General features: G+C 55.6%; 20 protein-coding genes. 12 read left to right on the top strand and 8 right to left on the bottom strand.

The features are described 5' to 3' along the window. The first annotated feature begins 107 nt into the window (after window positions 1-107). The 8 genes from LPW13_RS06655 to LPW13_RS06620 all read left to right on the top strand — a co-directional run bounded on the left by LPW13_RS06655 (window position 108) and on the right by LPW13_RS06620 (window position 6,975). Window positions 108-1,181 (top strand): 3-deoxy-7-phosphoheptulonate synthase, encoded by a 1,074-nt coding sequence (locus tag LPW13_RS06655; protein WP_230438665.1) that lies wholly within the window; start codon window positions 108-110, stop codon window positions 1,179-1,181. Between the two features lie 72 nt (window positions 1,182-1,253). After that, window positions 1,254-2,174: a 6-phosphogluconolactonase gene (locus LPW13_RS06650; protein ID WP_230438664.1), complete on the top strand. Its 921-nt coding sequence runs from the start codon at window positions 1,254-1,256 to the stop codon at window positions 2,172-2,174. Between the two features lie 164 nt (window positions 2,175-2,338). After that, on the top strand, window positions 2,339-2,755 hold the full coding sequence (locus LPW13_RS06645; RefSeq protein WP_230438663.1) for a hypothetical protein: 417 nt from the start codon (window positions 2,339-2,341) through the stop codon (window positions 2,753-2,755). Window positions 2,756-2,791: 36 nt separating this feature from the next. After that, on the top strand, window positions 2,792-3,385 hold the full coding sequence (locus LPW13_RS06640; RefSeq protein ID WP_230438662.1) for an HAD family hydrolase: 594 nt from the start codon (window positions 2,792-2,794) through the stop codon (window positions 3,383-3,385). Window positions 3,386-3,511: 126 nt separating this feature from the next. After that, window positions 3,512-4,063: a YdeI/OmpD-associated family protein gene (locus tag LPW13_RS06635; protein WP_230438661.1), complete on the top strand. Its 552-nt coding sequence runs from the start codon at window positions 3,512-3,514 to the stop codon at window positions 4,061-4,063. A gap of 60 nt (window positions 4,064-4,123) precedes the next feature. Beyond that, window positions 4,124-4,609 carry a VOC family protein gene (locus LPW13_RS06630; RefSeq protein ID WP_230438660.1) on the top strand — a complete coding sequence of 162 codons (486 nt, stop codon included), beginning with the start codon at window positions 4,124-4,126 and terminating at the stop codon, window positions 4,607-4,609. A 99-nt stretch (window positions 4,610-4,708) separates the two neighbouring features. Continuing rightward, entirely contained in the window at window positions 4,709-5,599 is an 891-nt protein-coding gene (locus LPW13_RS06625) for an AraC family transcriptional regulator (protein WP_230438659.1), read from the top strand. Between the two features lie 149 nt (window positions 5,600-5,748). Next, window positions 5,749-6,975 (top strand): MFS transporter, encoded by a 1,227-nt coding sequence (locus tag LPW13_RS06620; protein WP_230438658.1) that lies wholly within the window; start codon window positions 5,749-5,751, stop codon window positions 6,973-6,975. 7 nt (window positions 6,976-6,982) lie between these two features. Here the strand turns inward: LPW13_RS06620 and LPW13_RS06615 are convergent, their stop codons facing one another. From LPW13_RS06615 to LPW13_RS06600, 4 genes are all read right to left on the bottom strand, one after another. Further along, a complete protein-coding gene (locus LPW13_RS06615) occupies window positions 6,983-7,492 on the bottom strand; it encodes a nuclear transport factor 2 family protein (protein WP_230438657.1) in 510 nt (169 codons plus the stop codon). A 9-nt stretch (window positions 7,493-7,501) separates the two neighbouring features. Beyond that, window positions 7,502-9,151 (bottom strand): sodium:solute symporter, encoded by a 1,650-nt coding sequence (locus tag LPW13_RS06610; protein WP_230438656.1) that lies wholly within the window; start codon window positions 9,149-9,151, stop codon window positions 7,502-7,504. A 44-nt stretch (window positions 9,152-9,195) separates the two neighbouring features. Then, window positions 9,196-10,290, bottom strand: coding sequence for a pectate lyase (gene pelA, locus LPW13_RS06605; protein ID WP_230438655.1), 1,095 nt, complete (start codon window positions 10,288-10,290; stop codon window positions 9,196-9,198). 142 nt (window positions 10,291-10,432) lie between these two features. Then, a complete protein-coding gene (locus LPW13_RS06600) occupies window positions 10,433-11,131 on the bottom strand; it encodes a hypothetical protein (protein WP_230438654.1) in 699 nt (232 codons plus the stop codon). 620 nt (window positions 11,132-11,751) lie between these two features. On the opposite strand from LPW13_RS06600, the gene LPW13_RS06595 reads away from it, so the two are divergent. Further along, window positions 11,752-12,639, top strand: a complete 888-nt coding sequence (locus tag LPW13_RS06595) for a phytanoyl-CoA dioxygenase family protein (protein ID WP_230438653.1) — start codon at window positions 11,752-11,754, stop codon at window positions 12,637-12,639. Window positions 12,640-12,693: 54 nt separating this feature from the next. On the opposite strand, the gene tmpT is transcribed toward LPW13_RS06595, so the two are convergent. The 3 genes from tmpT to LPW13_RS06580 are packed head-to-tail and all read right to left on the bottom strand — an operon-like array spanning window position 12,694 to window position 14,555. After that, entirely contained in the window at window positions 12,694-13,332 is a 639-nt protein-coding gene (gene tmpT, locus LPW13_RS06590; RefSeq protein ID WP_230438652.1) for a thiopurine S-methyltransferase, read from the bottom strand. Between the two features lie 28 nt (window positions 13,333-13,360). Then, entirely contained in the window at window positions 13,361-14,110 is a 750-nt protein-coding gene (locus tag LPW13_RS06585) for a siderophore-interacting protein (RefSeq protein ID WP_230438651.1), read from the bottom strand. A 1-nt stretch (window position 14,111) separates the two neighbouring features. After that, entirely contained in the window at window positions 14,112-14,555 is a 444-nt protein-coding gene (locus LPW13_RS06580) for a MarR family winged helix-turn-helix transcriptional regulator (RefSeq protein WP_230438650.1), read from the bottom strand. A gap of 153 nt (window positions 14,556-14,708) precedes the next feature. On the opposite strand from LPW13_RS06580, the gene hrpB reads away from it, so the two are divergent. The 3 genes from hrpB to LPW13_RS06565 all read left to right on the top strand — a co-directional run bounded on the left by hrpB (window position 14,709) and on the right by LPW13_RS06565 (window position 20,245). Beyond that, the gene (gene hrpB / locus LPW13_RS06575; protein WP_230438649.1) at window positions 14,709-17,258 is read left to right on the top strand and encodes an ATP-dependent helicase HrpB; all 2,550 of its coding nucleotides are present in this window, start codon (window positions 14,709-14,711) and stop codon (window positions 17,256-17,258) included. 73 nt (window positions 17,259-17,331) lie between these two features. Further along, on the top strand, window positions 17,332-18,351 hold the full coding sequence (locus tag LPW13_RS06570; RefSeq protein WP_230438648.1) for a hypothetical protein: 1,020 nt from the start codon (window positions 17,332-17,334) through the stop codon (window positions 18,349-18,351). A 376-nt stretch (window positions 18,352-18,727) separates the two neighbouring features. Then, a complete protein-coding gene (locus LPW13_RS06565; protein ID WP_230438647.1) occupies window positions 18,728-20,245 on the top strand; it encodes a family 16 glycosylhydrolase in 1,518 nt (505 codons plus the stop codon). Window positions 20,246-20,319: 74 nt separating this feature from the next. Here the strand turns inward: LPW13_RS06565 and nfuA are convergent, their stop codons facing one another. Further along, window positions 20,320-20,922 carry a Fe-S biogenesis protein NfuA gene (gene nfuA, locus LPW13_RS06560; protein ID WP_230438646.1) on the bottom strand — a complete coding sequence of 201 codons (603 nt, stop codon included), beginning with the start codon at window positions 20,920-20,922 and terminating at the stop codon, window positions 20,320-20,322. Between the last annotated feature and the right edge of the window lie 44 nt (window positions 20,923-20,966).

The raw sequence follows: 20,966 nt of genomic DNA, 5'->3' as shown, positions 1-20,966 counted from the left end.
GAAACCCTAGCCCTGCCCCCGGCCACTAGGTAGCATAACTGCCCCGCAGCGCACGCCCTGCGGCATGGATGACGATCTCAAATTCAGAAAGTAGTGACAGAAATATCATGACCACGCAGCAGTTCGACGACTTAAATGTTCTCTCCCAGGACGTTCTCATCACCCCGGAAGCGCTGAAAACGGAACTGCCCGTCAGCGAGGCTGCCGAGAAATCCGTAGCCGCCGGCCGCGCCGCCGTGCGCGATATTCTGGACCGTAAAGACCACCGCCTGATGGTGGTCATCGGCCCCTGTTCCGTTCACGATGTCGAGGCCGCAATGGACTATGCCAACCGCCTGAAGGCGCTGGCAGACAAGGTCTCCGACACCCTGCTGATCGTCATGCGCGTGTATTTTGAAAAGCCCCGTACCACCGTGGGCTGGAAAGGCCTGATCAACGACCCGCACCTGGACGACTCGTTCAAAATCGAAGACGGACTGCACATCGGCCGCAAACTGCTGCTGGATATCTCCGAGTTGGGTCTGCCCACCTCCACCGAGGCACTGGACCCGATTTCTCCCCAGTACCTGCAGGATCTGATCTCCTGGTCCGCCATCGGCGCGCGCACCACCGAATCCCAGACCCACCGCGAAATGGCGAGCGGCCTCTCCTCCGCCGTGGGCTTCAAAAACGGTACCGATGGCAATCTGGAAGTGGCCATCAACGCGCTCCAGTCCACCGCCAATCCGCACCGCTTCCTGGGCATCAACAAAGAAGGCCAGGTAGCCATCATCCACACTGCCGGCAACAAATACGGCCACGTGGTACTGCGCGGCGGTAACGACAAGCCCAACTACGACTCCGTCAGCGTCGCTGTGTGCGAGAAAGAACTGGAAGACGCGGGCCTGGTGCCCAACATCATGGTCGACTGCAGCCACGCCAACTCCAACAAGAACCATGAGCTACAGCCTCTGGTCGTGGACAACGTCACCCACCAGATCCTGGATGGTAACAAGTCCATCATCGGCATCATGGTGGAAAGCAACCTGAAAGCCGGCAACCAGAAGATCAACAAAGACCGCAGCCAGATGGAATACGGCGTTTCCGTGACCGATAAATGTATCGACTGGGAAACCACCGAGAAGCTGCTACTGGGCATGGCGGAGCAGCTGCACGAGCCGCTGAAAGCCCGCAAAGGCTAGCATTCAGCTCTACCCACCCCAACCTGAAAGGATCGGCAATGCCGATCCTTTTTTATAAATGAGGTAATCGATTTGAATACAGACAGCTCTACATTCACCAAACAGGAAGACGGCGGCAACGTGTGGCTGTCTCAGAACAACGTACAGACCTCCGACCTCACAGATCACGGCATCCAGCCCACGGTCCTCGACAATGAGGCCGAGGTCGGCAAAGCGATGTTAAATGAGCTACTGGAAACCGCGGCATCCAAAGAAGGCGACATCAATATCGCCCTGCTCGGCGGCCGCGGCGCCCAGCAGATGCACCGCCTGCTGGGCGAGCTGGCGAAGACATCCGAGCAAGATGAACTGTTCGGCCGCCTGAACGTATTCACACAAGATGCTCTCGCCCCCATGAGCATGAACAACTGCTTCAGCTTTGTCCGGGACTTCGAGCGCATCCTGGGCCCGGACTTTTTCAAGAAAGTGAAAAGCTTCACCCCGATGCAGACGGACAAAGAAGATCTGGAAGCCGGACTGATCGAGTACCTGAACAAACTGGAAGCGCTGGGCGGCCTGGATATCTTCTTTATCGGCCACGGCCCGGAAGAAAACCAGGCATCCCACCTCGCCTACATCAAGCCCTTTTCCGGCGCCCAGAGCACTCATGTTGCCGGACTGATTCCGATTTCAAGCAGTATTCTGGAACACCACATCAGCAAGTTTAAAGCGGGTGGCAGCATCGTAAACGAACAGGATGAAGAAGAGTGCAGATCTGCCGGATACATCCTTACCCTCGGGCCGGCAGCGATATTGCAGGCCAAGAAAGTTGTGCAGTCAGTAGTCGATGCGGATTCCGCCCCAGCGAAAGTGCAAACTTATGCCAATGTCCTTAACACCAAGTTAAGTACAGCCCCCGAAGAATTACTGGGGCAGCTGAATGCCAATCCAGGGTTATGGATCAGGCTCCATCCGAACACCAAATCATTTGTATTGCCAAGTTTAGGCCTGTAACTCCGTATTCATCGCTACGAGACCGGCATTGCCGGTCTTTTTTTTAGCCGGACCGGCCCTCACTTACAGGTTTCCAGGCCCCGAGAATCCACTGAATGAAAAGGAAAGTGGGGTTACAATATTAGTCACCCGCCCCGATTACACTGTTATGCATAGGTGAAACCATGGCTATTTTATACACAATCGGAGCACTACTGTTGGTAGGAATGATTTACGCCATTTTTGACCACTTTAGAATGAAAAGGCTCGCACTAAAACGTGGCAAGCCAAATATATGTGAGTACGCAAGATCCTTTGACTATCGAAATGTAGATACAAGTATTATTCGGGAGGTCTGGAAGGAGGTTCAGGATTACCTAGGCAGCTACAACGGCACACCATTTCCTGTCCAGGCGGATGACCTTTTCGAAGATACGTACAACCTGCATACGGATGATCTGGATGAAATATACTGGACTGTTGCTGATCGCTTGGCCATTGACACAGAAAAGCCCGAAGAGAACCCCTACTTCAACCAGGTCACATCTGTAAGAAATCTAGTTATGTTTCTACATCATCAGCCAAGAACGGGAAATTCATAACCAGACGCTACTGAGGGGCAGCTTGCAGAATATCCTATGTTCCAAAAAACTGAACTTTACCTGTTTGACCTCGGTGGTGTTCTGATTGAGCTGGACGGAACGCCCTTACCCGGCTCCCACATGGAAGCTACCGAATGGCTCTCATCCAGTATCGCCAAGGATTTTGAGCGCGGTTTTATATCTAAACAGGAGTTTGCTGAAAACTTCCGCGAGACACTCCGTATCAAAGCGTCCACCGAAGATATAATTACCCATTTCAGAAACTGGCCCAAAGGATTTTATCCGGGAGCGACCGACCTACTCAGCCAGTTGTCCAATGTGTATCGAGTGGCGGCGCTATCCAATACCAATGAAATTCATTGGCCGAAAATCACGGACGAATTTGGTGCACATCGATACTTTGAAGCCATCATTGCATCGCACAAGGTAGGCATGGCAAAGCCAGATTCTTCTATTTATCGGTACGCCTTGCAGGAACTTGACGTATCACCGGAGAAAGTAGTGTTCATTGATGATAATGCGGCCAATGTGGCTACTGCCAAGGCGCTCGGAATAAATGCCTACCTGGCAAAGGGCTTTCCGGAGGTTCGGCGGCTCATAGAGACATTGGAACTTATCAACGAGCATTAATGAGTATGTAGAAATCAGTGCCTTTTCTACAATCTTGAGGATACCGACAAAATACCGGGGTTCCCTGATGACGTTGCGAGATATATGCTCATGACATTACATCTCCTCTAGTAAGTATGTAGAAAAATGGCGCAAGCAAATACAGACTCCCAGTTCAAAGCGCGGATCCTCAAGCCCAGAACGCCCGGTAGCGACAATCGCTGGGGGTTCGTCATTCTGCCCAAAGAGGTGAGCGCAAAGCTACCAAGGCGCGGCCGCACTACCGTCGAGGGGACTATCAATGGTAAGCCCTTCACGGTCCTGCTTGAACCAGATGGCAAGAAAAGCCACTGGCTAAAAATCGACCAACCCCTGTTTGAAAGCTCAGGAGCTGATTTCGGGGACACTGTGGAATTGGAAATCTGGTCCGCCGCAGAAGAGCTGGAACCTGAGGTTCCTTCCGACTTTTCACAAGCCCTATCTGCCTCTCCCGATGCCAAGTCCACTTGGGAGAATACGACCACCATCTCCCGTATTGACTGGATTCACTGGATCACCTCTGCCAAGCAGGAAAAAACACGCACTAAGCGGATCCATGACGCCTGTGACATGCTCGCCTCTGGAAAAAAGAAGGTGTGCTGCTTTGATACATCCGGTTTTTACAGTAAGGCGATCAAGGCCCCTGAAGCAGCAGACTAACTGGCCGGATAAAATACTGCTCCCAAACGGTGATCATCTCATAAACAAGGAAGACCAGATATGACGACACCCGCAAAAAATACCATTTGCCTCTGGTATGACGGCTGTGCCGAGGAAGCCGCAAACTTCTATGCCAGCGTTTTTCCTGACTCCTCCGTGGAAGCGGTTAACCACGCTCCGGGAGACTTCCCCGCTGGCAAGCAAGGCGACGTGCTTACTGTCGAATTCACGGTACTGGGTATTCCCTGCCTCGGGCTAAATGGCGGACCGGCATTCAAGCACGACGAAGCCTTCTCGTTTCAGGTAGCAACGGTCGATCAGGCGGAAACTGACCGCTATTGGGATGCCATTGTTTCCAATGGCGGACAGGAAAGCGCCTGCGGCTGGTGCAAGGACAAGTGGGGCCTGTCCTGGCAGATAACACCGATCGCGCTCACTCAAGCCGTGACCAGTTCCGATCCTGAGGTCGCCAAGCGTGCTTTTGACGCAATGATGCAGATGAAAAAAATCGACATTGCAGCCATTGAGTCGGCTATCCGCAAGTAAAGCTCTGCTGCCAGCCACTGTATAGATCCGCAATTTTGATCAAGCTAACGGGGTCATTCGGTTTTAATCTTCACTTGCTGAGGAGACGGAGTTAATGCAGTGAGCAGGTATGAAGCGCAGTTCTCTACGGTTGTAAACTATATTGAGAAGCACCTGGAAGAAGACCTCGATATCGACCAATTGTGCCAGGTCAGCCATTTTTCAAAGTATCACTTTCACCGGCAGTGCTCTGCTTTCTTTGGCATGTCTGTGATGGCATTGGTGAAGGCGCTTCGCCTGAAGCGGGCCGCGTATCAGCTGGCATACAGAGATAGTCGGGTGGTTGATATCGCGCTGGCAAATGGTTACGACAGCCACGAGGCATTTTCCCGCGCGTTCAAAAAGCTTTTTCACAAAAGTCCAACTGACTTCAGGCACTCTCCTGACTGGACTCCTTGGCACACGCACTATGAACCTATATTGACGCTGAGGACCAAGCTCGTGAGAGAGAATGCCAACTTTGATGTACAGATCGTCGACTTCCCTGAAACCCGACTCGCTGCCCTTGAGCACCGCGGTGCACCTCAGGAATTGGGCAATACGATCAGGCAGTTTATCGAGTGGCGCAAAGCCAATCGGCTTCCGCCAAGCAAAAGCAGAACCTTCAACCTGATCTATAACGATCCGAACACTGTGACAGCAGAGGACTATCGATTCGACGTCGCCTGCGCTATCGCGCAACCCCTGGAGGAGAATACCTGCGGGATCGCGTACAAGGTGATACCTGCCGGGAGATGTGCCGTTATCCGGCATATTGGCAGCGATGACGCTATCGGTGTTGCGGTGAACTATCTCTATTCAGAGTGGCTGCCCCAGTCCGACTTTGAGGTCAGGGACTTTCCTATCTTCTTTGAGCGGGTGAAGTTTTTCCCAGAGGTTCCGGAGAACGAGATGGTTACTGATATCTATTTGCCAGTTCGATGGGGTGACCACGTCGTCGATACCTTGTAGTCATCACGCAGCGGGCTTTGCCGCTGCTAACTCGGCAGTCGTACAGATTTCCGCGATGAACTCCCTCGCATAATTTCAACACCTTGGTTAATGTGCGCGGCCACGGCAACGCCGTGTGCCCCGTTGTTGTACTCCCTTAAGGATCATCCATGTCTGTACCCTCCTCCCTCGCTACGGATTCATCCGTTGGCGCGCCGTCTCGTTCTCGCCTCGCGGAGATTGCCCTGGCGCTTGGTGGCTTCGGCATTGGCACCGGGGAATTTGTCATCATGGGGTTGATGAACCGGGTGGCGACGGATCTTGGCGTAACTGCCCCACAGGTCGGATATGCGATCAGCAGTTATGCGCTCGGGGTTGTGGTGGGTGCGCCGATTATTGCAGTACTGGCAGCGCGCGCGCCCCGCAAGACACTGTTGATCGCTCTGATGCTGGTATTTGCGGTAGGTAATATCGCCAGCGCCTTTGCGCCGGGTTTCCTGTCCTTTGTCGGATTGCGCTTCCTCGCCGGTCTGCCTCACGGCGCCTATTTTGGTGTTGCGGCTCTTGTCGCGGCAGCATCTGTTCCACCCAATCAGCGTGCGCGTGCAGTAGCGAGGGTCATGCTAGGCCTCACCCTGGCAATCCTGATCGGAGCGCCACTTGCCACCTGGGCAGGCAATCTGTTCGGCTGGCAACTCGCCTTCGCAGGCGTAGGTGTGGTAGCACTGCTCACAGCCTTGATGGTATGGCGCTTTGTACCAGCTCAACCGACTGACCCGAACGCCAGCCCTGTACGCGAACTTTCCGCGCTATTGAAACACCGGGTACTGTTCACCCTGGGCATTGCCAGTATCGGGTTTGGCGGTATGTTTTCCGTGTTCAGCTACGTGATGCCGACATTGACAGAGCAAGCGGGCATGTCCGAAGTGCTCGGTCCGCTGGTACTGGTCGTATTCGGGTTGGGGGCCACTGCAGGTAGCTTGCTGGGCGCAAGGGCCGCGGACTGGAACCTGTTGCGGGCAATCCCGCTGATTCTGATCTGGTGTGCACTGGTACAGGGCGGTTTTTATTTCGCCGCCGATTATGTGTGGCCGGGGATTCTGTTTGTGGGTCTGGTAGGCACCAGCATGGCGCTCGGCCCTGCGTTACAAACACGCCTGATGGATGTGGCTGAAGACGGCCAGACGATGGCTGCCTCACTCAATCACGCTGCATTCAATCTCGCCAATGCCCTCGGTGCCTGGCTGGCGGGCGTCGCGATCAATGCGGGGTTCACCTGGTCGATCACCGGGCCGGTAGGTACGGTTCTGGCGATTGGAGGCTTGCTGGTCTTTTTCGCGGGACGCGCCATTGAGAGGCGCGGCAGCAACGCTGAAGTAACGATGGGCACGATATAATGGCCCGCTAGTGTACCGTTGAGGCGGCCTGCTTGATCATTTGAGTGATCTGCCTGGCGAGATTATTGGGCACCGGGAAATGTAAATTGTACTGGGCGATCTTCCACCGATTGCCCACTTTCACCAATACGCCACTACCCCGACATTCTCCGTAGGCTGCGTTATCCAGTAACTCGTCAAACCAGGCGACATCCCCACGAATCACGATGGTGCGGTCTCTCGGCACATAGGTCCAACCTATGCCCTGACTGAAGTACGGTCGCACATAATCTTTGAAGGTATCCACGGTCCAGCGCTCGCTGGCGTCAGTGCCGATAAAAACACCCTCTTTGCTGAAACTATCGAAGTAAGCGTCATAATCTGCATCCGCAGCAGCCTGGTGAAAGGCATCCAATTGTACGGCGACTGCGGATTTCTCGTCGTCAGAAACTTCGGGAGTTTTGGCCCACGCTGAATTGATAGAAAAGCTGAGGACAATTGGAACCAACCACGCCCAGGGTATCTGGTTGAAAATCATGAATACTCCCTAATCATTGATAAAAATGAGTAACCCCAGCAGCGCTGCAAACCAGGCTACGAGCCACAAACTGCGACGGTACCAGTTATAGTGGGCCTCTTCCTGCAAGTGGTGTCGGATTGCAGTCTCATACAGGTCTGAGCCTGAAGGCGCCCTGGCTTCATCGACAGTGCCATCGACCGCTATTGAGCGCCACACCAGGGCGAATGCCATTGCCACCGTGACTGCCACCGCAAAACCAATAACATTCCACCACAGCCACGAAATTTCCGGGCGGAGCAACCAGCAGGCACCGTTAACCGCCATACCCAGCAATAACCCTGCTATGACGTGGGGACCGCGCACATGGTGCGTAATGAACCCCATCACAAACACCGCAAGGATGGGCCCATTTGCCAGGGACCCGATCTTGTTGATGGCCTCCAGCACTGTAGGGGCAATATCACCGACGCAAAACGCCATTACCAGTGTGATACCGCCCCATACCCCAGTAATCCCGCGCGACAGGATCAGCTCGTGGTGTTCGCTCCAGTCGCCGCGGTGAAACCGTCGTACGAAGTCTTCCATGGTGGTGGCGCTCAGGGAGTTGAGCACGGAATCCAGCGATGACATAGCGGCGGCGAACAGGGCCACCAGGCTCAATCCAACGAGCCCCGTCGGCAATACATTGATCATGTACAAGGGCACTGCAAGGTTGTATTCCGGCCCATTGTCGGACTCCGGCAACGCAGCAACAAATTCCGGGTTACCGGCGGCGTAAACCGCAATGCCGACACCCACCAGGCAGTACAGCAATACCAGCGGAAAACGCAGCAGGCCGTTGATCAGCAGTGCATTGTTGGTGGCGTCGATATCGCGCGTACTCAGCTGGCGTTGAACCTGGCTCTGGTCGCAACCGTAATAAGACACATACAGAAACAGGCCACCAAGCAACATGGGCCAGAAGGCAAATGTCTGCCCGTCACCAAAACCGTGATGTTCGAAATCCAACGCGCTCTTGCGCTCTGCAGAGAATGCTTGCCACATCTGGCTGAACCCACCGCTGGCATCCAGTAGAAACAGCAGCACCAGCACCAGCATCGCCGCCAGAATCACCAGCTGTATGACATCGGAATAGATCACACCACGAATGCCGCCCATTACGTCATACAGGACGGTAAACGCCCCCAGTAACAATACCGAGGCGGTAAAGCCCAGGCCAGTGATCAGATCGATCACCAGTGCGATGCTATACACTGTAACTGCGGTAGCGAAGGCGCGCACAAAAAGAAAGAGCCCGCTCAGGGTAAGGCGGGTCTGGAGGTCAAAACGTTGTTCCAGATAGGCATAGACCGAAACCAGCCGCAGGTGACGGAACAGCGGCATTACAAACAGGATCAGTACTGCCATCGCCAGCGGAACCGCCAGTTCATACTGTAGCCACAGCAGGCCGCCTCCAGCAGCAAATGCGACGAATGCGGGCGCCCCGAGAATACTGTTGGTGGAGCACTGAGTCGCCATAATAGAGAGCCCCACCGGCCAGGGGCCAACATTGCGCCCGGCAACATAATAGTCTTCCCTGCTCTCCTGTCGCCGTGCGAGCCAGTAGGCCATGGCCAGCAAACCTACACAGTAGGCGGCAATAATCAGCCAATCAATTCCTGTGATACTCTGATTCATTCTGCTCCCTGAACGCCCCAACTTGCGGTTCTGAGATTCCCCGATCAGAGACCGTTATCTTGCTTCCACACAGGGTACCGCTCCTGCAGTAATCGTTCCGGCCAGTAACCGTACCAGCTGTAGCCGGTGCGGCGCTCTATATCCACCGCCGAAAGCTGGTACACCTTGCTTCCATCGCGGTTCGCCAAAAAAGGTTCGCTGGATTTCAGATCGTAGAATCTGGCCCAGATGGGTTTCGCCTGCTCGTCTTCAACCACCACCAGATCGTAATCCGCGGCGTGGTAGTCAAAGCGTTGCCCCGCGGTGTCCACTTTAGCGATGCGGAACCCGGAAAGTTTTGCCGATTCCAACCAGGCACTACCGCCCTGCACTGCGGCAATGACGTCAGCGGACGGATTGGGAATGGACATCAGGTATTCCAGCACCGGGACTGTCTCCCAGGCGAGAATGCCGGGCAGCTCATAGGCCCTGCCCTTGACGGGTTCTAGCGAGGTTTCGTGGTACTGGCCGGCCCAGCCAGTGGGTTTACCGTCGATGCGGACCTGCAGCCTCAGCAACAGTGCATCACCTCTGGCGACGGCGCTCGCCGCCCGCTGGCGCAACTTGGAGTCTATATATCCGAAAGGCGGCTTACCTTCGGCCACCTTGCGCAAAAAACCCAGAACGCCGGGCATAACCTCATCCGCAATGGTGATATGGCGATAGTAAGCCCGCTCGTGGCGATCCGGAGAGTGGGCCCAGCCGCCGTTCGGATACTGGCGGTCCAGGGTATAACGCAATCCCCTGAGTGCGGCGTCGCGATAGCGGACATTACCGGTCTGTTTGTAGACCTCGGACAGGTATTGAATCTGCGGGTAAATATTGCGATTGTCAAAGCTGGCATCAGCCAGGTTCTGGTTTTCAAGCGCAACTACCCGCTCCTCGTCCAATACCACACGCAGCGGATGCTTGTTGGTAGGCCAGCCACCACTGTCGCGCTGATAAAGCAGGATATTATCGGCAATCTTTTCTATCTGGTGGAGCTGGTAATGAGGCACGGCGTTTTCGCCGGTGCGATCATCCCAGTGCTTGATAGCGTCGTAGAATCCGTCGATGGAGATGGGTTGATAACGGGATTCTTCGGAAAGTGGACCAGCCAAACTGTTTGAGGGCAGGACTCCGCCAACTATTCCCACTACGGTTAGGGCAACCCACGGTAGGGCGCTACTGAAACGACGGTTACTCACGATATCCACCTTTTTATTGTGCTTTTCGGTAGTCTGACGGGAATACCAAGTCGAATCAATCCGTGTCTAGCCGCAGTCCCAGGCGCTCCCAGTCACCGTCCCGTAATGCCCGATCCAGCTCCTTGGCCCGTTTGCGCATATCGCTGATCTGGTACTCGTAGTAATGATCGGAAACCTGCTGCTCCATTGCCTTCAGATCACAGTGCACAGAGTGCTCACACATCAGGTAGTCCCAGGCAAGGCTATCGTCCGATCGCAGATAGTATCCGGCATCATGGGTCGCCCCGTCGTACTGGGTCGGTTCTACAAACGAACGGAAAAATGCGAAGGCCGCCTGCCGGGCAACGCGCTGCTGAATCCAGTCTTCACCAGTAGCGGAAATTCCGGCCTGTAACTGCTGGTAGAGCTCATCACTGTATTCTGCTTCAAGACTATTTAACGAAAGCGCAATCCTGGCCACCGCGAGCTTATCGGCGGCCTCTTCCATCCAGAAGGCCCACAACGTATCCAGGTCGTACTCCTCAAGCATGTCGTACAGTCCTGTACACTGTTCGAGATTCTCCCGATAGTACGCCAGCATGTCCGTGGGCATCTCTCCCCGGCGCTCCAGACGCGACAGCGCCTCTTCTGACTGAACGGAGGAATGGCGACACCGATCGAGAATTTCCGTCAGCATCAACTGGGCTCTGGCGTCACCGGTCTCGGCGCGCTCCAGGAACTTCTGGTATGCGATGTGAGGCGGCAGGCTGAGCACTGCCTGGATTTCAGGATTACCCTGCTCTTTTGGGTGGCGTTGCGTTTCAGGTTGCCGTGGAGGCGAGGCTTCTTGTCGGCGTGTCGAAGACTCGGCATCACGGGACGGTATTTCCGGCGTAGTTATCGCTCCCGATGAATTCAGATCGGAAGCGCTTCCACCCGCCCCTCTCAGCACAATATAAAGTTTGGCAATGACTGCCGCGATGAGAAGCGCAATCGACGCGAAACGCAGAATAGAAAGCCGATTCAGTTTCATATCGCCTACTCCCGGATATACTCACAGTACTTATTGCAAAGACTCCACTGACGGGAGGACTATGGACGGTGTCGAGGCCACTTGACTTCATATTTCTCAAGCGTTTGAATATCGCGCCGATTAGACAACCCATTGCCCTATCACCTGGGGCTAAGTCAATCGGATCGTTCAGGGAAGTCATCCTATTTCCGCGATCACTCGGTGATCCATCACCGGTCAACCAGTTCAGCGCGGCGCCCCCAATCCATTCGTTCGCACTGATTTCCGCGGCACTGCCGCCAGGTACTAAGTTTTGCATTTTTACAGGCCGGGCCTGTGAGGCCCCCTGCACTTAACCCATCAGTAAAGGAGGAAAATGCACTATGACCGATGATATGTACCCTTCCCGGGTTGGAGGAAGGGAGCAAATCATCCCGCGTAAAGATCCCGTGATTTACGCCGATCCCGCCGATAACCACGGCCCCTTAAACAGCACACAACTGTCCTTTTACCGGGACAACGGATACCTCATTTTTCCGGAGCTACTGCCACAACTGGTAGAGCCTCTACGTGAGGAGACTCAGCAGCTGCGGGAGAAACTGGCGGGCCGCGAAGAGCTGGTCTGCGAGCCCCATGACAATACGCTGCGCACAATCTTCAATCCCTGTGGGTTCAGCGATGCATTTGATCGCTTTTTCCGTCATCCGGAAGTCCTTCCCATTGTGCAGCAACTACTGGGCTCAGATGTTTACCGCATGCAATCCCGCATCAACAACAAACCGGCTTTCCATGGCCGCTCCTTTGCCTGGCATTCCGATTTTGAAACCTGGCACGTGGAGGACGGCATGCCGCGTATGCGCGCACTGACGGCGTGGATCATGCTCAACGAGAACCACCACCATAACGGGCCCCTCTACGTGATTCCTGGCTCCCACAAGCTGTACATTTCCTGTAGCGGAGAAACCGCAGAGGACAATTACAAGTCTTCCCTGCGCGAGCAGAAACTGGGGGTTCCCCAAGCGGATACCATGCGGGAAGTACTGCGCGACCGGGATATCCACGCCATCACCGGTAAACCGGGCACACTGGTGATCCATGAATGCAACCTGCTGCACGGCTCGCCCGACAACATCTCCGGCGACGCGCGCCAAGTGGCCATGTGCGTGTACAACAGTGTACACAATCGCCCCCAAGCCCCGTTTGGAGCCCCCAGACCGCGGCCCGCATTTCTCAGCAGTCGCGATCACTCGCCGGTGACGGTGGCGGCCTGACAGCGGCTATATCGCGCCGACCTATGGCAGCGTGCAAGCCACGCTGCCAGTCTATTATCTTGGCAGTAATCTCCAGACCTGCTCCTGTGCGGGACATTTACCCTTGAGCCCACCGGGGACATTCACTTCCTGCAACAGACTTAGCGTATAGTTTTCGGAATACAGCGCTTTTACTTCATCGCTATCGACACAAAACGGCGGGCCAGCAATCTGACTCTGATCGTAATCGAAAGTGATCAGCAGCTGTTGTGCCGTTGTTGTAAGGGCTATCAAGAGCTGGGCATAGCGGGCGCGCATGGATTCCGGTAGGGCCACCAGCGCTGCGCGGTCATAGATCGCGTCGACTTGCCCCAGGGTATCTGGGTCAAGCTGGAAAATATCGCCCACAAAGATATCGATCCCATCGGCGCTGTAGCGCTTAAGTTCACCCAGCTCGTCGATTGTTGGCGCAACCTGCAATTGCTCAAACAGCTGCACTACCGCGGTCTCACTCAGTTCCGCGCCAGCGACTTGATAGCCGTTGCCCAGTAACCAACCAATATCCAGGGTTTTGCCACAAAGCGGCAGGAACAGTCGACTGCCCTTTGGAAGGTTAAGCGCGTCAAAATGCTTCACCAGCAGTGGATGGGCCTCGGCATTATGAAAGCCGATTTCCATTTTCTGCCATTTTTCCAGCCAGAATGCTTTTTCCATAGTCTATAGCTCTAGTCTCTTGACCCCGTTAAAAAACCGAGGCAATTGCTTCGTCTTCGCGCTTGACCACTTTGTGCTGTTCTTCGCTAAGACCGTGTTTCCAGTAGCTGGAAATATATCGGCGTTTCGGCTCCACCACGCGCTCTTTGCGGAACAGTTCGCGCAGGTGCCGCATGGTGGTGAATTCACAGGCACACCAGACTGCGGGATTGCCTTCCATCCATGGCAGTTCACTGACCGCATCCAGCAGTGCCTGACCCGGTGCATTGGGATCCGGGCTGACAATCCAGTGAACTTTCATATCGGGCGGACAGATCAAATCCTGGCGATCGGATTCACTGGCCACTTCAAGAATCACATGGCCTTTGGCATCTGCCGGCAATGCAGCCAGATTGACGCTGATTGCGGGGAGCGCGGTCATATCACCTACCAACAGGAACCAGTCTCCCTCGGGGTTGATCAGCTTTCGCGCACCGGGGCCGCCAACCCGGATACGCTGGCCGGGTTCCGCCTGCATGGCCCAGGCACCCGCCGGGCCCGGATGATCGTGCACCACAAAATCGATATCGATTTCATTATCCCGTTGTTGCCGGATGGTGTAGGTGCGCATCAGCGGTCGTTCATTAGCCCCCTGTTCAAACAAGAGCTTCACATACGCACTTTCCTGATCTTCGGGGAATCCTTGCAGACCTTCTCCGCCCAGCGTGATCCGCAACATGTGCGGTGTGATAGTTTCGCGACGTATGACTTCAAGTTCTCTCGGTGCTGGTTTAGGCATTTCAGCGACCTCCTTCAGATTTGTTGGTGAGATTCTCCACCATGCGGGCGGTGAGCTCGGTAAACCGCTCGAGCTCTTTGCTCGACAGGCTGCGGGTCATCACATCCGCCGTGTGCTGTTCTGCTTTCAGTACTTCCGTCAGTACGGCGGATCCCTTTGCTGTGGGAAATAACAGCTGACTGCGCCCGTCTTTCGGGTTGGGCTGCTTTTCGATCAGGCCGTCGTTCAGCAACTCCTTCAGAACCCGGGTGATCTGCGCCTTATCCCGCTGCATGCGCTGAGCGATGGAATGAGCGGTGGATTCGGGGTTACTGCAGATGCCCTTGAGCGCCCGGATGTGGGTGATGGGAAGGCCCAAGTCCCGCACGGAGACCTCTGCGCGCAGGCGGCTGCGATAGACATGCATCAGCCGGTGCAAATTGTCACTGAGTGTCGAGTCGGACATGGTGTAGTGCAGCCTTAAATGGATTGAGCAGTTAATTGACAATATCAACCATAAGCCAAAGTTGATGATATTGTCAACCATTCTCACAAACACAGCTTACTCAAGCATCAACTTCCACAGGCATAACGGCGCCGCGCCGGTATAATCAGCGCCATGACTGACTTAGCCATAAAACAGCTACCCATCCACGACGTACTGCCCACACTGCTGGACAAGCTGGAAAGCCACAACAATGCGGTGTTGCAGGCGCCCCCGGGCGCCGGTAAGACATCGGCCGTGCCCCTCGCCCTGCTCCAAAGCGATTGGCTGCAAGGCCGCAAGATCATCATGCTGGAACCCCGCCGCCTGGCCGCGCGCTCGGCGGCAGCGCGCATGGCAGATCTACTGGGCGAGCCGGTGGGCAAAACCGTGGGTTACCAGATTCGCGCCGAGCGCAAAACCAGCCGGGACACCCGGATTCTCGTGGTCACCGAAGGCATCCTCACCCGCCTGCTGCAATCGGATCCCGAACTGGCAGATACCGCCCTGGTGATCTTCGACGAATTCCACGAGCGCAACCTGCAGGGTGACCTGGCTCTGGCGCTGTGCCTGCAATCCCAGGAGGTGCTGCGCGATGACCTGAAACTGCTGGTGATGTCCGCCACCCTTGATGCGGACGCGGTGGCCGAGCTGCTGGACAACGCCCCCACCATCACCAGCGAGGGCCGCGCCTACCCGGTGGATATCCACTACCTGCCCCATCAGCAGGTGCCGGAAGACGCTCGCCGGCTCCCCGCCCTCATGAGCCGTAAAATCTGGGAGCTGGTAGAGCAGGAAGACGGTAGCGTGCTGGCGTTTCTGCCCGGTGTGGGGGAAATCCTCTCCGTTGAACGTGAACTGCGCGAAGCGTTGGCAACCCGCGACGATATTGTGGTGGCGCCACTGTATGGCAACCTGAACAAACAACAGCAGGACGCTGCTATAGCCCCCAGCCCGGCGGGAAAACGCAAAATCGTGCTGGCAACCAATGTGGCGGAAACTTCTCTCACCATCGAGGGCATCCGCCTGGTGGTGGATTCCGGGCTGATGCGGGAATCCCGCTTTGATCCCAATACCGGGATGAACCGACTGGTAACCACTCAGATTTCCCAGGCTTCCGCTACCCAGCGCAGTGGCCGCGCCGGGCGCTTGAGCGCAGGGGCCTGCCTCCGATTGTGGAGTGAATCCCGCCAGCGGGAGCTGGCCCGGAAGAACACTCCGGAAATACTCCTCAGCGACCTCGCCCCACTGGTGTTGGAGCTGGCGCAGTGGGGCGCGACCGATGTCAGTGAACTGCGCTGGCTGGATCTGCCGCCGCCGGGCCCTGTGAGCCAGGCGCGGTCTCTACTGCAGCAGTTGGGCGCCCTGGATAGCAGGGCGCGCATTACCGCCCACGGTAGCGACATTCTAAAGCTCGGGGCTCACCCGCGCCTCGCACATATGATGCTGAAAAGCACTGACCTCGGCCTTCCGCGGGAAGCCTGCTTGTTGGCTGCTTTGCTTTCCGAGCGCGATATCTTTAAGGGAGAACAGCGTTGGGACCGCGACCTGCAAAAAAGACTGTCAGTGTTAGATGGAAGCGCCAGGGCCGGCAACGCCGACCGTGGCGCGATTCAACGGATACGTCAGCAGGCCGCCATCTGGCAGAAACAGTTACCGGCTAACAGTGCAGCACGTCCCGTAGACGAACTGGACTGGTGCGGCGTGCTGCTCGGGCTCGCTTACCCCGACCGCATTGCGCAGAACCGCCACGATAAAGGCCGGCGCTTTCTGCTGGCCAATGGTCGCGGCGCACACTTCTCCCACGACGACGAACTGGCCCACGCGGATTATCTGGTCATCGCCGACCTCGATGGCCAAGGACGCGATGCCCGCATTCAACTAGCGGCGTCGGTCTCCGAGTCGACCCTGCGCGAGCACTTCGCCGACCTGATCGACACTGCAGAATCCGTACGCTGGGACGACACCAGCGGGCGCGCCATCGCCAGTGAGCGGATCACCCTCGGGCGTATCGTGCTGGAAGATAAACCGTCGCAGCGGATATCCCCTGAATTGCTGAGTCATGCATTGTTGGACGCTATCCGCCAAAAAGGCCTCGAGGTTCTTCCGTGGGATAAAGAGTCGACCAGCCTGCGCGGGCGGGTCCAGTTTCTATACCAGCAGCGGGAGACTTTTGGCGACCTGCTTGAGGCGCTGTCGCTGCCTGACTGGAGCGACGAGACGCTACTGGCTTCGCTCAACGATTGGCTGCTCCCCCACCTCCAGGGTATGAGCCGTCTGGAGCAGCTCAAACAGCTGAATATGAACGCGGTTTTACAGGGGCAATTACCCTGGCCCCTGCCCCAGCAAATCGATGAGCTCGCCCCCGCACACATTGCGGTGCCCAGCGGCTCCCGGGTTGCCATCGATTACGCGGAATCTCCGCCGGTGCTGGCCGTACGACTACAGGAAATGTTCGGGCTGGCGCAGACACCCTCCATCCTGAAAGGCCGCTACCCGCTGATGATCCATCTATTGTCACCCGCCCGCCGGCCGGTACAGGTGACCCGGGACCTGAACAGTTTTTGGGCCAACACTTATCACGAGGTGCGCAAAGAACTCCGGATCAAATACCAGAAACATTTCTGGCCCGAGGATCCCGTCAATGCACAGGCCACCAATAAAACCAAAAAACGCATGGATTGATTCATGTGGAATTCAGGCATCGCTGTTAGACTGGCGCCTGATGGAAAGATAAAAGATCTCAAGGAGAAGGCTCTTGAAAAGGCTGTTCACCGCCCTACTGATACCTCTGGTATTTGGTGGCTGTAATTTCGACGAATTCCCGGATTTCTCTACAGAAGGCGAGTTCAACTACAAGCGGGAAATGCGAGGCTTGGTCGAAAGCATTAGCAGTTACGCCAGCAGTCTGGATAGCGGCTTTGTTGTGATTGCCGAAGATGCGCCGGAACTGATCACCACCACCGGCCGCCAGAGTGCCCAGATAGACAGTGATTATGTCAGCGCCCTGGACGGTGTTGCGCAGACCGGTCTGTTTTACGGACAGATCACCGTCGATCAGGCCACCTCGGCGTCGGAGCGCAACCGGCTTCAGGCCTATCTGGACCTGGCACAGGGGAACGGCGCCAATATTCTGGTGACTGATTTTGCTTTCACAGAAGCAAATATCGACAACGCCTATGACCTCAGCGACAACGCCGGCTACGTGGGCTTTGTTGCGGAACAGAAAATCCTGGACACCATCCCGGATTTCCCGGTACCGATCTACAATGGCAACCGCTTCGATGTAGACCGACTGAGCCAGGCGCAGAACTTTCTCAATCTCACGAACACCGGCGGCTACTCCACCCGTCAGGATCTGGTGAATGACGTCCGCAATACCGATTACGACCTGATCGTGATGGACTTTTTCTTTGACGGTGTTGCATACACAGCCGATCAGATCAACGACCTGAAGTTCAAAGATAACGGACGCCGCCGCTTGTTGATTGCCACCATGAATGTGGGATATGCGGAGGATAACCGCTACTACTGGGAGTCCTTCTGGCCCACCAATCCCCCGGAATGGCTCAGAGACCGGGTTGCCGGCACGGATAACGCCTATTACGTGGACTACTGGAGAAAAGGCTGGAAAGACATCCTCTATGGCAACGACGATTCCTACCTGTTCCGGATTATCGATGCGGGCTTTGATGGCGTATACCTGAAAGGTGTCGGGGTTTACGACTATTTTGAAAACCTGGAGCCCGTCAACGAAGAATCTGACTCCGAGGGCTAGAGCTATGCGACCCCATTGAAGCTCGGGGCTCCGTCAATTTCACGTCTCAACGAGTGGTGCATCCACATCCCACTGATCATCAGAAGATCAAAGTGATTTGTTTGTACCACTTACGACAAGCGCTTTCTCACCTCCGTCGGCGAAAACGCGCTTTCTGTTTTCCCCCCAACCCTTTTGGCCCCCTCCCGGCCAGATCGATAGCGCTGTCCGCCGCTAAAACAATAGCGCGCCAAACTGCCCCATTCTGCCGTGCCACTTTCAGATTTGGTCGTTTCTGGGACGCCACTCCAGAAAAATCTCTAGATATTTTGGGGCCCGCTTGTGGGTTAGCGATGTTTCAGCGGGTTCACCTTCCATCAAAACAGAGATAGCGATAATGAGAAACCTGACACACATCCGGAAAAGCGTGCTCGCGCGCACTTTTCTGGCAGGGCTATGTGGAGCTCTGTTCTTCGCAGAAGCGCATGCAACGGTGTTCCAAGCGGAAGACTACAATGCCTTCTACGACACAACCCCGGGAAACACCGGTGGTGTGTATCGAGCAGATGATGTCGACATCGAAGAGACCACGGACACTGGCGGTGGATACAATGTCGGCTGGGTAGCCGCCGGCGAATGGCTCGCCTATAACAATCTCACCATTCCCAGTAGCGGCGAATACACCATCCGTTTTCGTGTGGCTAGCGCAACCGGGGGTACGCTTTCCAATGACCTCAATGGCGGGGCAACGGTGCTCGGCACTTTAGAGATTCCCAACACCGGCGGATGGCAGAACTGGCAGACCATTTCCCACCAGGTCCATATCAATGCCGGGACCTACAATCTTGGTGTCTACGCGGTAACTGGAGACTGGAATCTGAACTGGATAGAGGTCGTCCCCAGCAACCCTGAAGGAGTGGCAACTGTTTATCAACATTGTGATTTCAACGGTTGGTCCACACCGCTCGGTGTTGGCAGCTACAACCTTGCCAGTCTGCAGGCGCTCGGCTTTGTCGACAACGATGCTTCATCCATTCAAGTGGCTTCCGGGTACCAGGCAACGCTTTATGACGGCGACAATTTTACCGGTGCATCGGTAACCATCACCGGTAATGATGGCTGCCTGAACAACGAAGGCTTCAACGATAATGTGAGCTCCATCGTGGTCAGCCCCGCCGCTGGCAATGGGGTGGTCTGGGCCGACGAATTCGATAGCATCAACACCGATAACTGGACATTTGAAACCGGCGGCGGTGGCTGGGGCAACAGTGAGTTGCAGTACTACACCGCCGGACAAAATGCATCTATTCAGTATGACGATCAGGCCGGCAGCAATGTGCTGGTGATCGAAGCCCGTAATGAAGGTGGCCAAAGCTGCTGGTACGGCGCCTGCCAGTACACGTCCAGCCGCATGATCACCGCCGGTAAAAAAGAGTTCCAATATGGCCGTATCGAAGCGCGGATCAAATTGCCGCAGACACAGGGCATCTGGCCCGCTTTCTGGATGCTGGGCAGCAGTTTCTTCACCGGCACTCCTTGGCCGAACTCCGGTGAAATCGATATTATGGAGCACGTGGGCTATGAACCGACCCTCACCCACGGGGCCCTGCACGGCCCAGGATACTCGGGCAATACGCCACTGACGGGCACCCACGACCTGGGGCAAAGTGTAGATGCCGGTTATCATGTGTATGCGGTGGAGTGGAACAGTAACGGGATCAGCTGGTATGTAGACGGGAACAATTTCTACAACGCCTCCCGTGCACAGGTGGAGCAGTATGGCCCCTGGGTTTACGACCAACCTTTCTTCATTTTGCTCAACGTTGCCGTCGGTGGCAGTTGGCCCGGCAGCCCGGATGGGAGCAGCACCTTCCCGCAACGCATGTATGTAGATTACGTACGTGTATACCAGTAAGTCCGCGATCGGAGCCTGAAACAGGCAAAAAAAATCGCGGCAATTGCCGCGATTTTTTTGGTGCTGCTAGCAGATCAATAATAAGCCTGCGACTTATCCGTGTGGTCGGTAATATCCTTCACACCGGCAAGCTCTGGAATTTTCTCCTTGAGCGTTTTTTCTACACCCTCTTTCAGGGTCATATCCACCATGCCGCAACCCTGGCAACCACCACCGAATTTCAACACCGCGTAGTGATCTTCTGTGACTTCCATCAGACTGACCTGCCCACCGTGGGCAGCGAGACCGGGGTTTACGTCGCTGTAGAGCACGTAATTGATACGGTCTTCGATGGGGCTGTCATCGGTAACTTTGGGCATACGCGAGTTGGGCGCGCGAATCGTCAGCTGACCGCCCATTTTGTCTGACGCATAGTCTACCCGCGCCTCATCCAGGTACGGCACACTACGGCCTTCAAAGTAGGCTTTGAAACCGTTCAGCTGCATTTCCAGGTCGCCTTCTTTCTCTTCGCCCGGGCGGCTGTAGGCGATACAGGTTTCCGCATTGGGTGTGCCCGGATTGGACACGAACATGCGAATGGCTATGCCCTCGCAATCCTGCTTGGCGAGCAGGTCTCGCAGGTACTCCTGAGCGGAGTCCGTGATGGTGACATTCAGTTCTGACGGTTGTTCTGACATAGACCTTCTCAAATAACCGAGTTTTGCGGTCGGGTATTTTACGG

The organism is Microbulbifer celer, assembly GCF_020991125.1.
Classification (GTDB): Bacteria; Pseudomonadota; Gammaproteobacteria; order Pseudomonadales; family Cellvibrionaceae; genus Microbulbifer; species Microbulbifer celer.
Note: the sequence above shows the minus strand (reverse complement) of the source record. Positions and strands in the feature narration are given on the sequence as shown.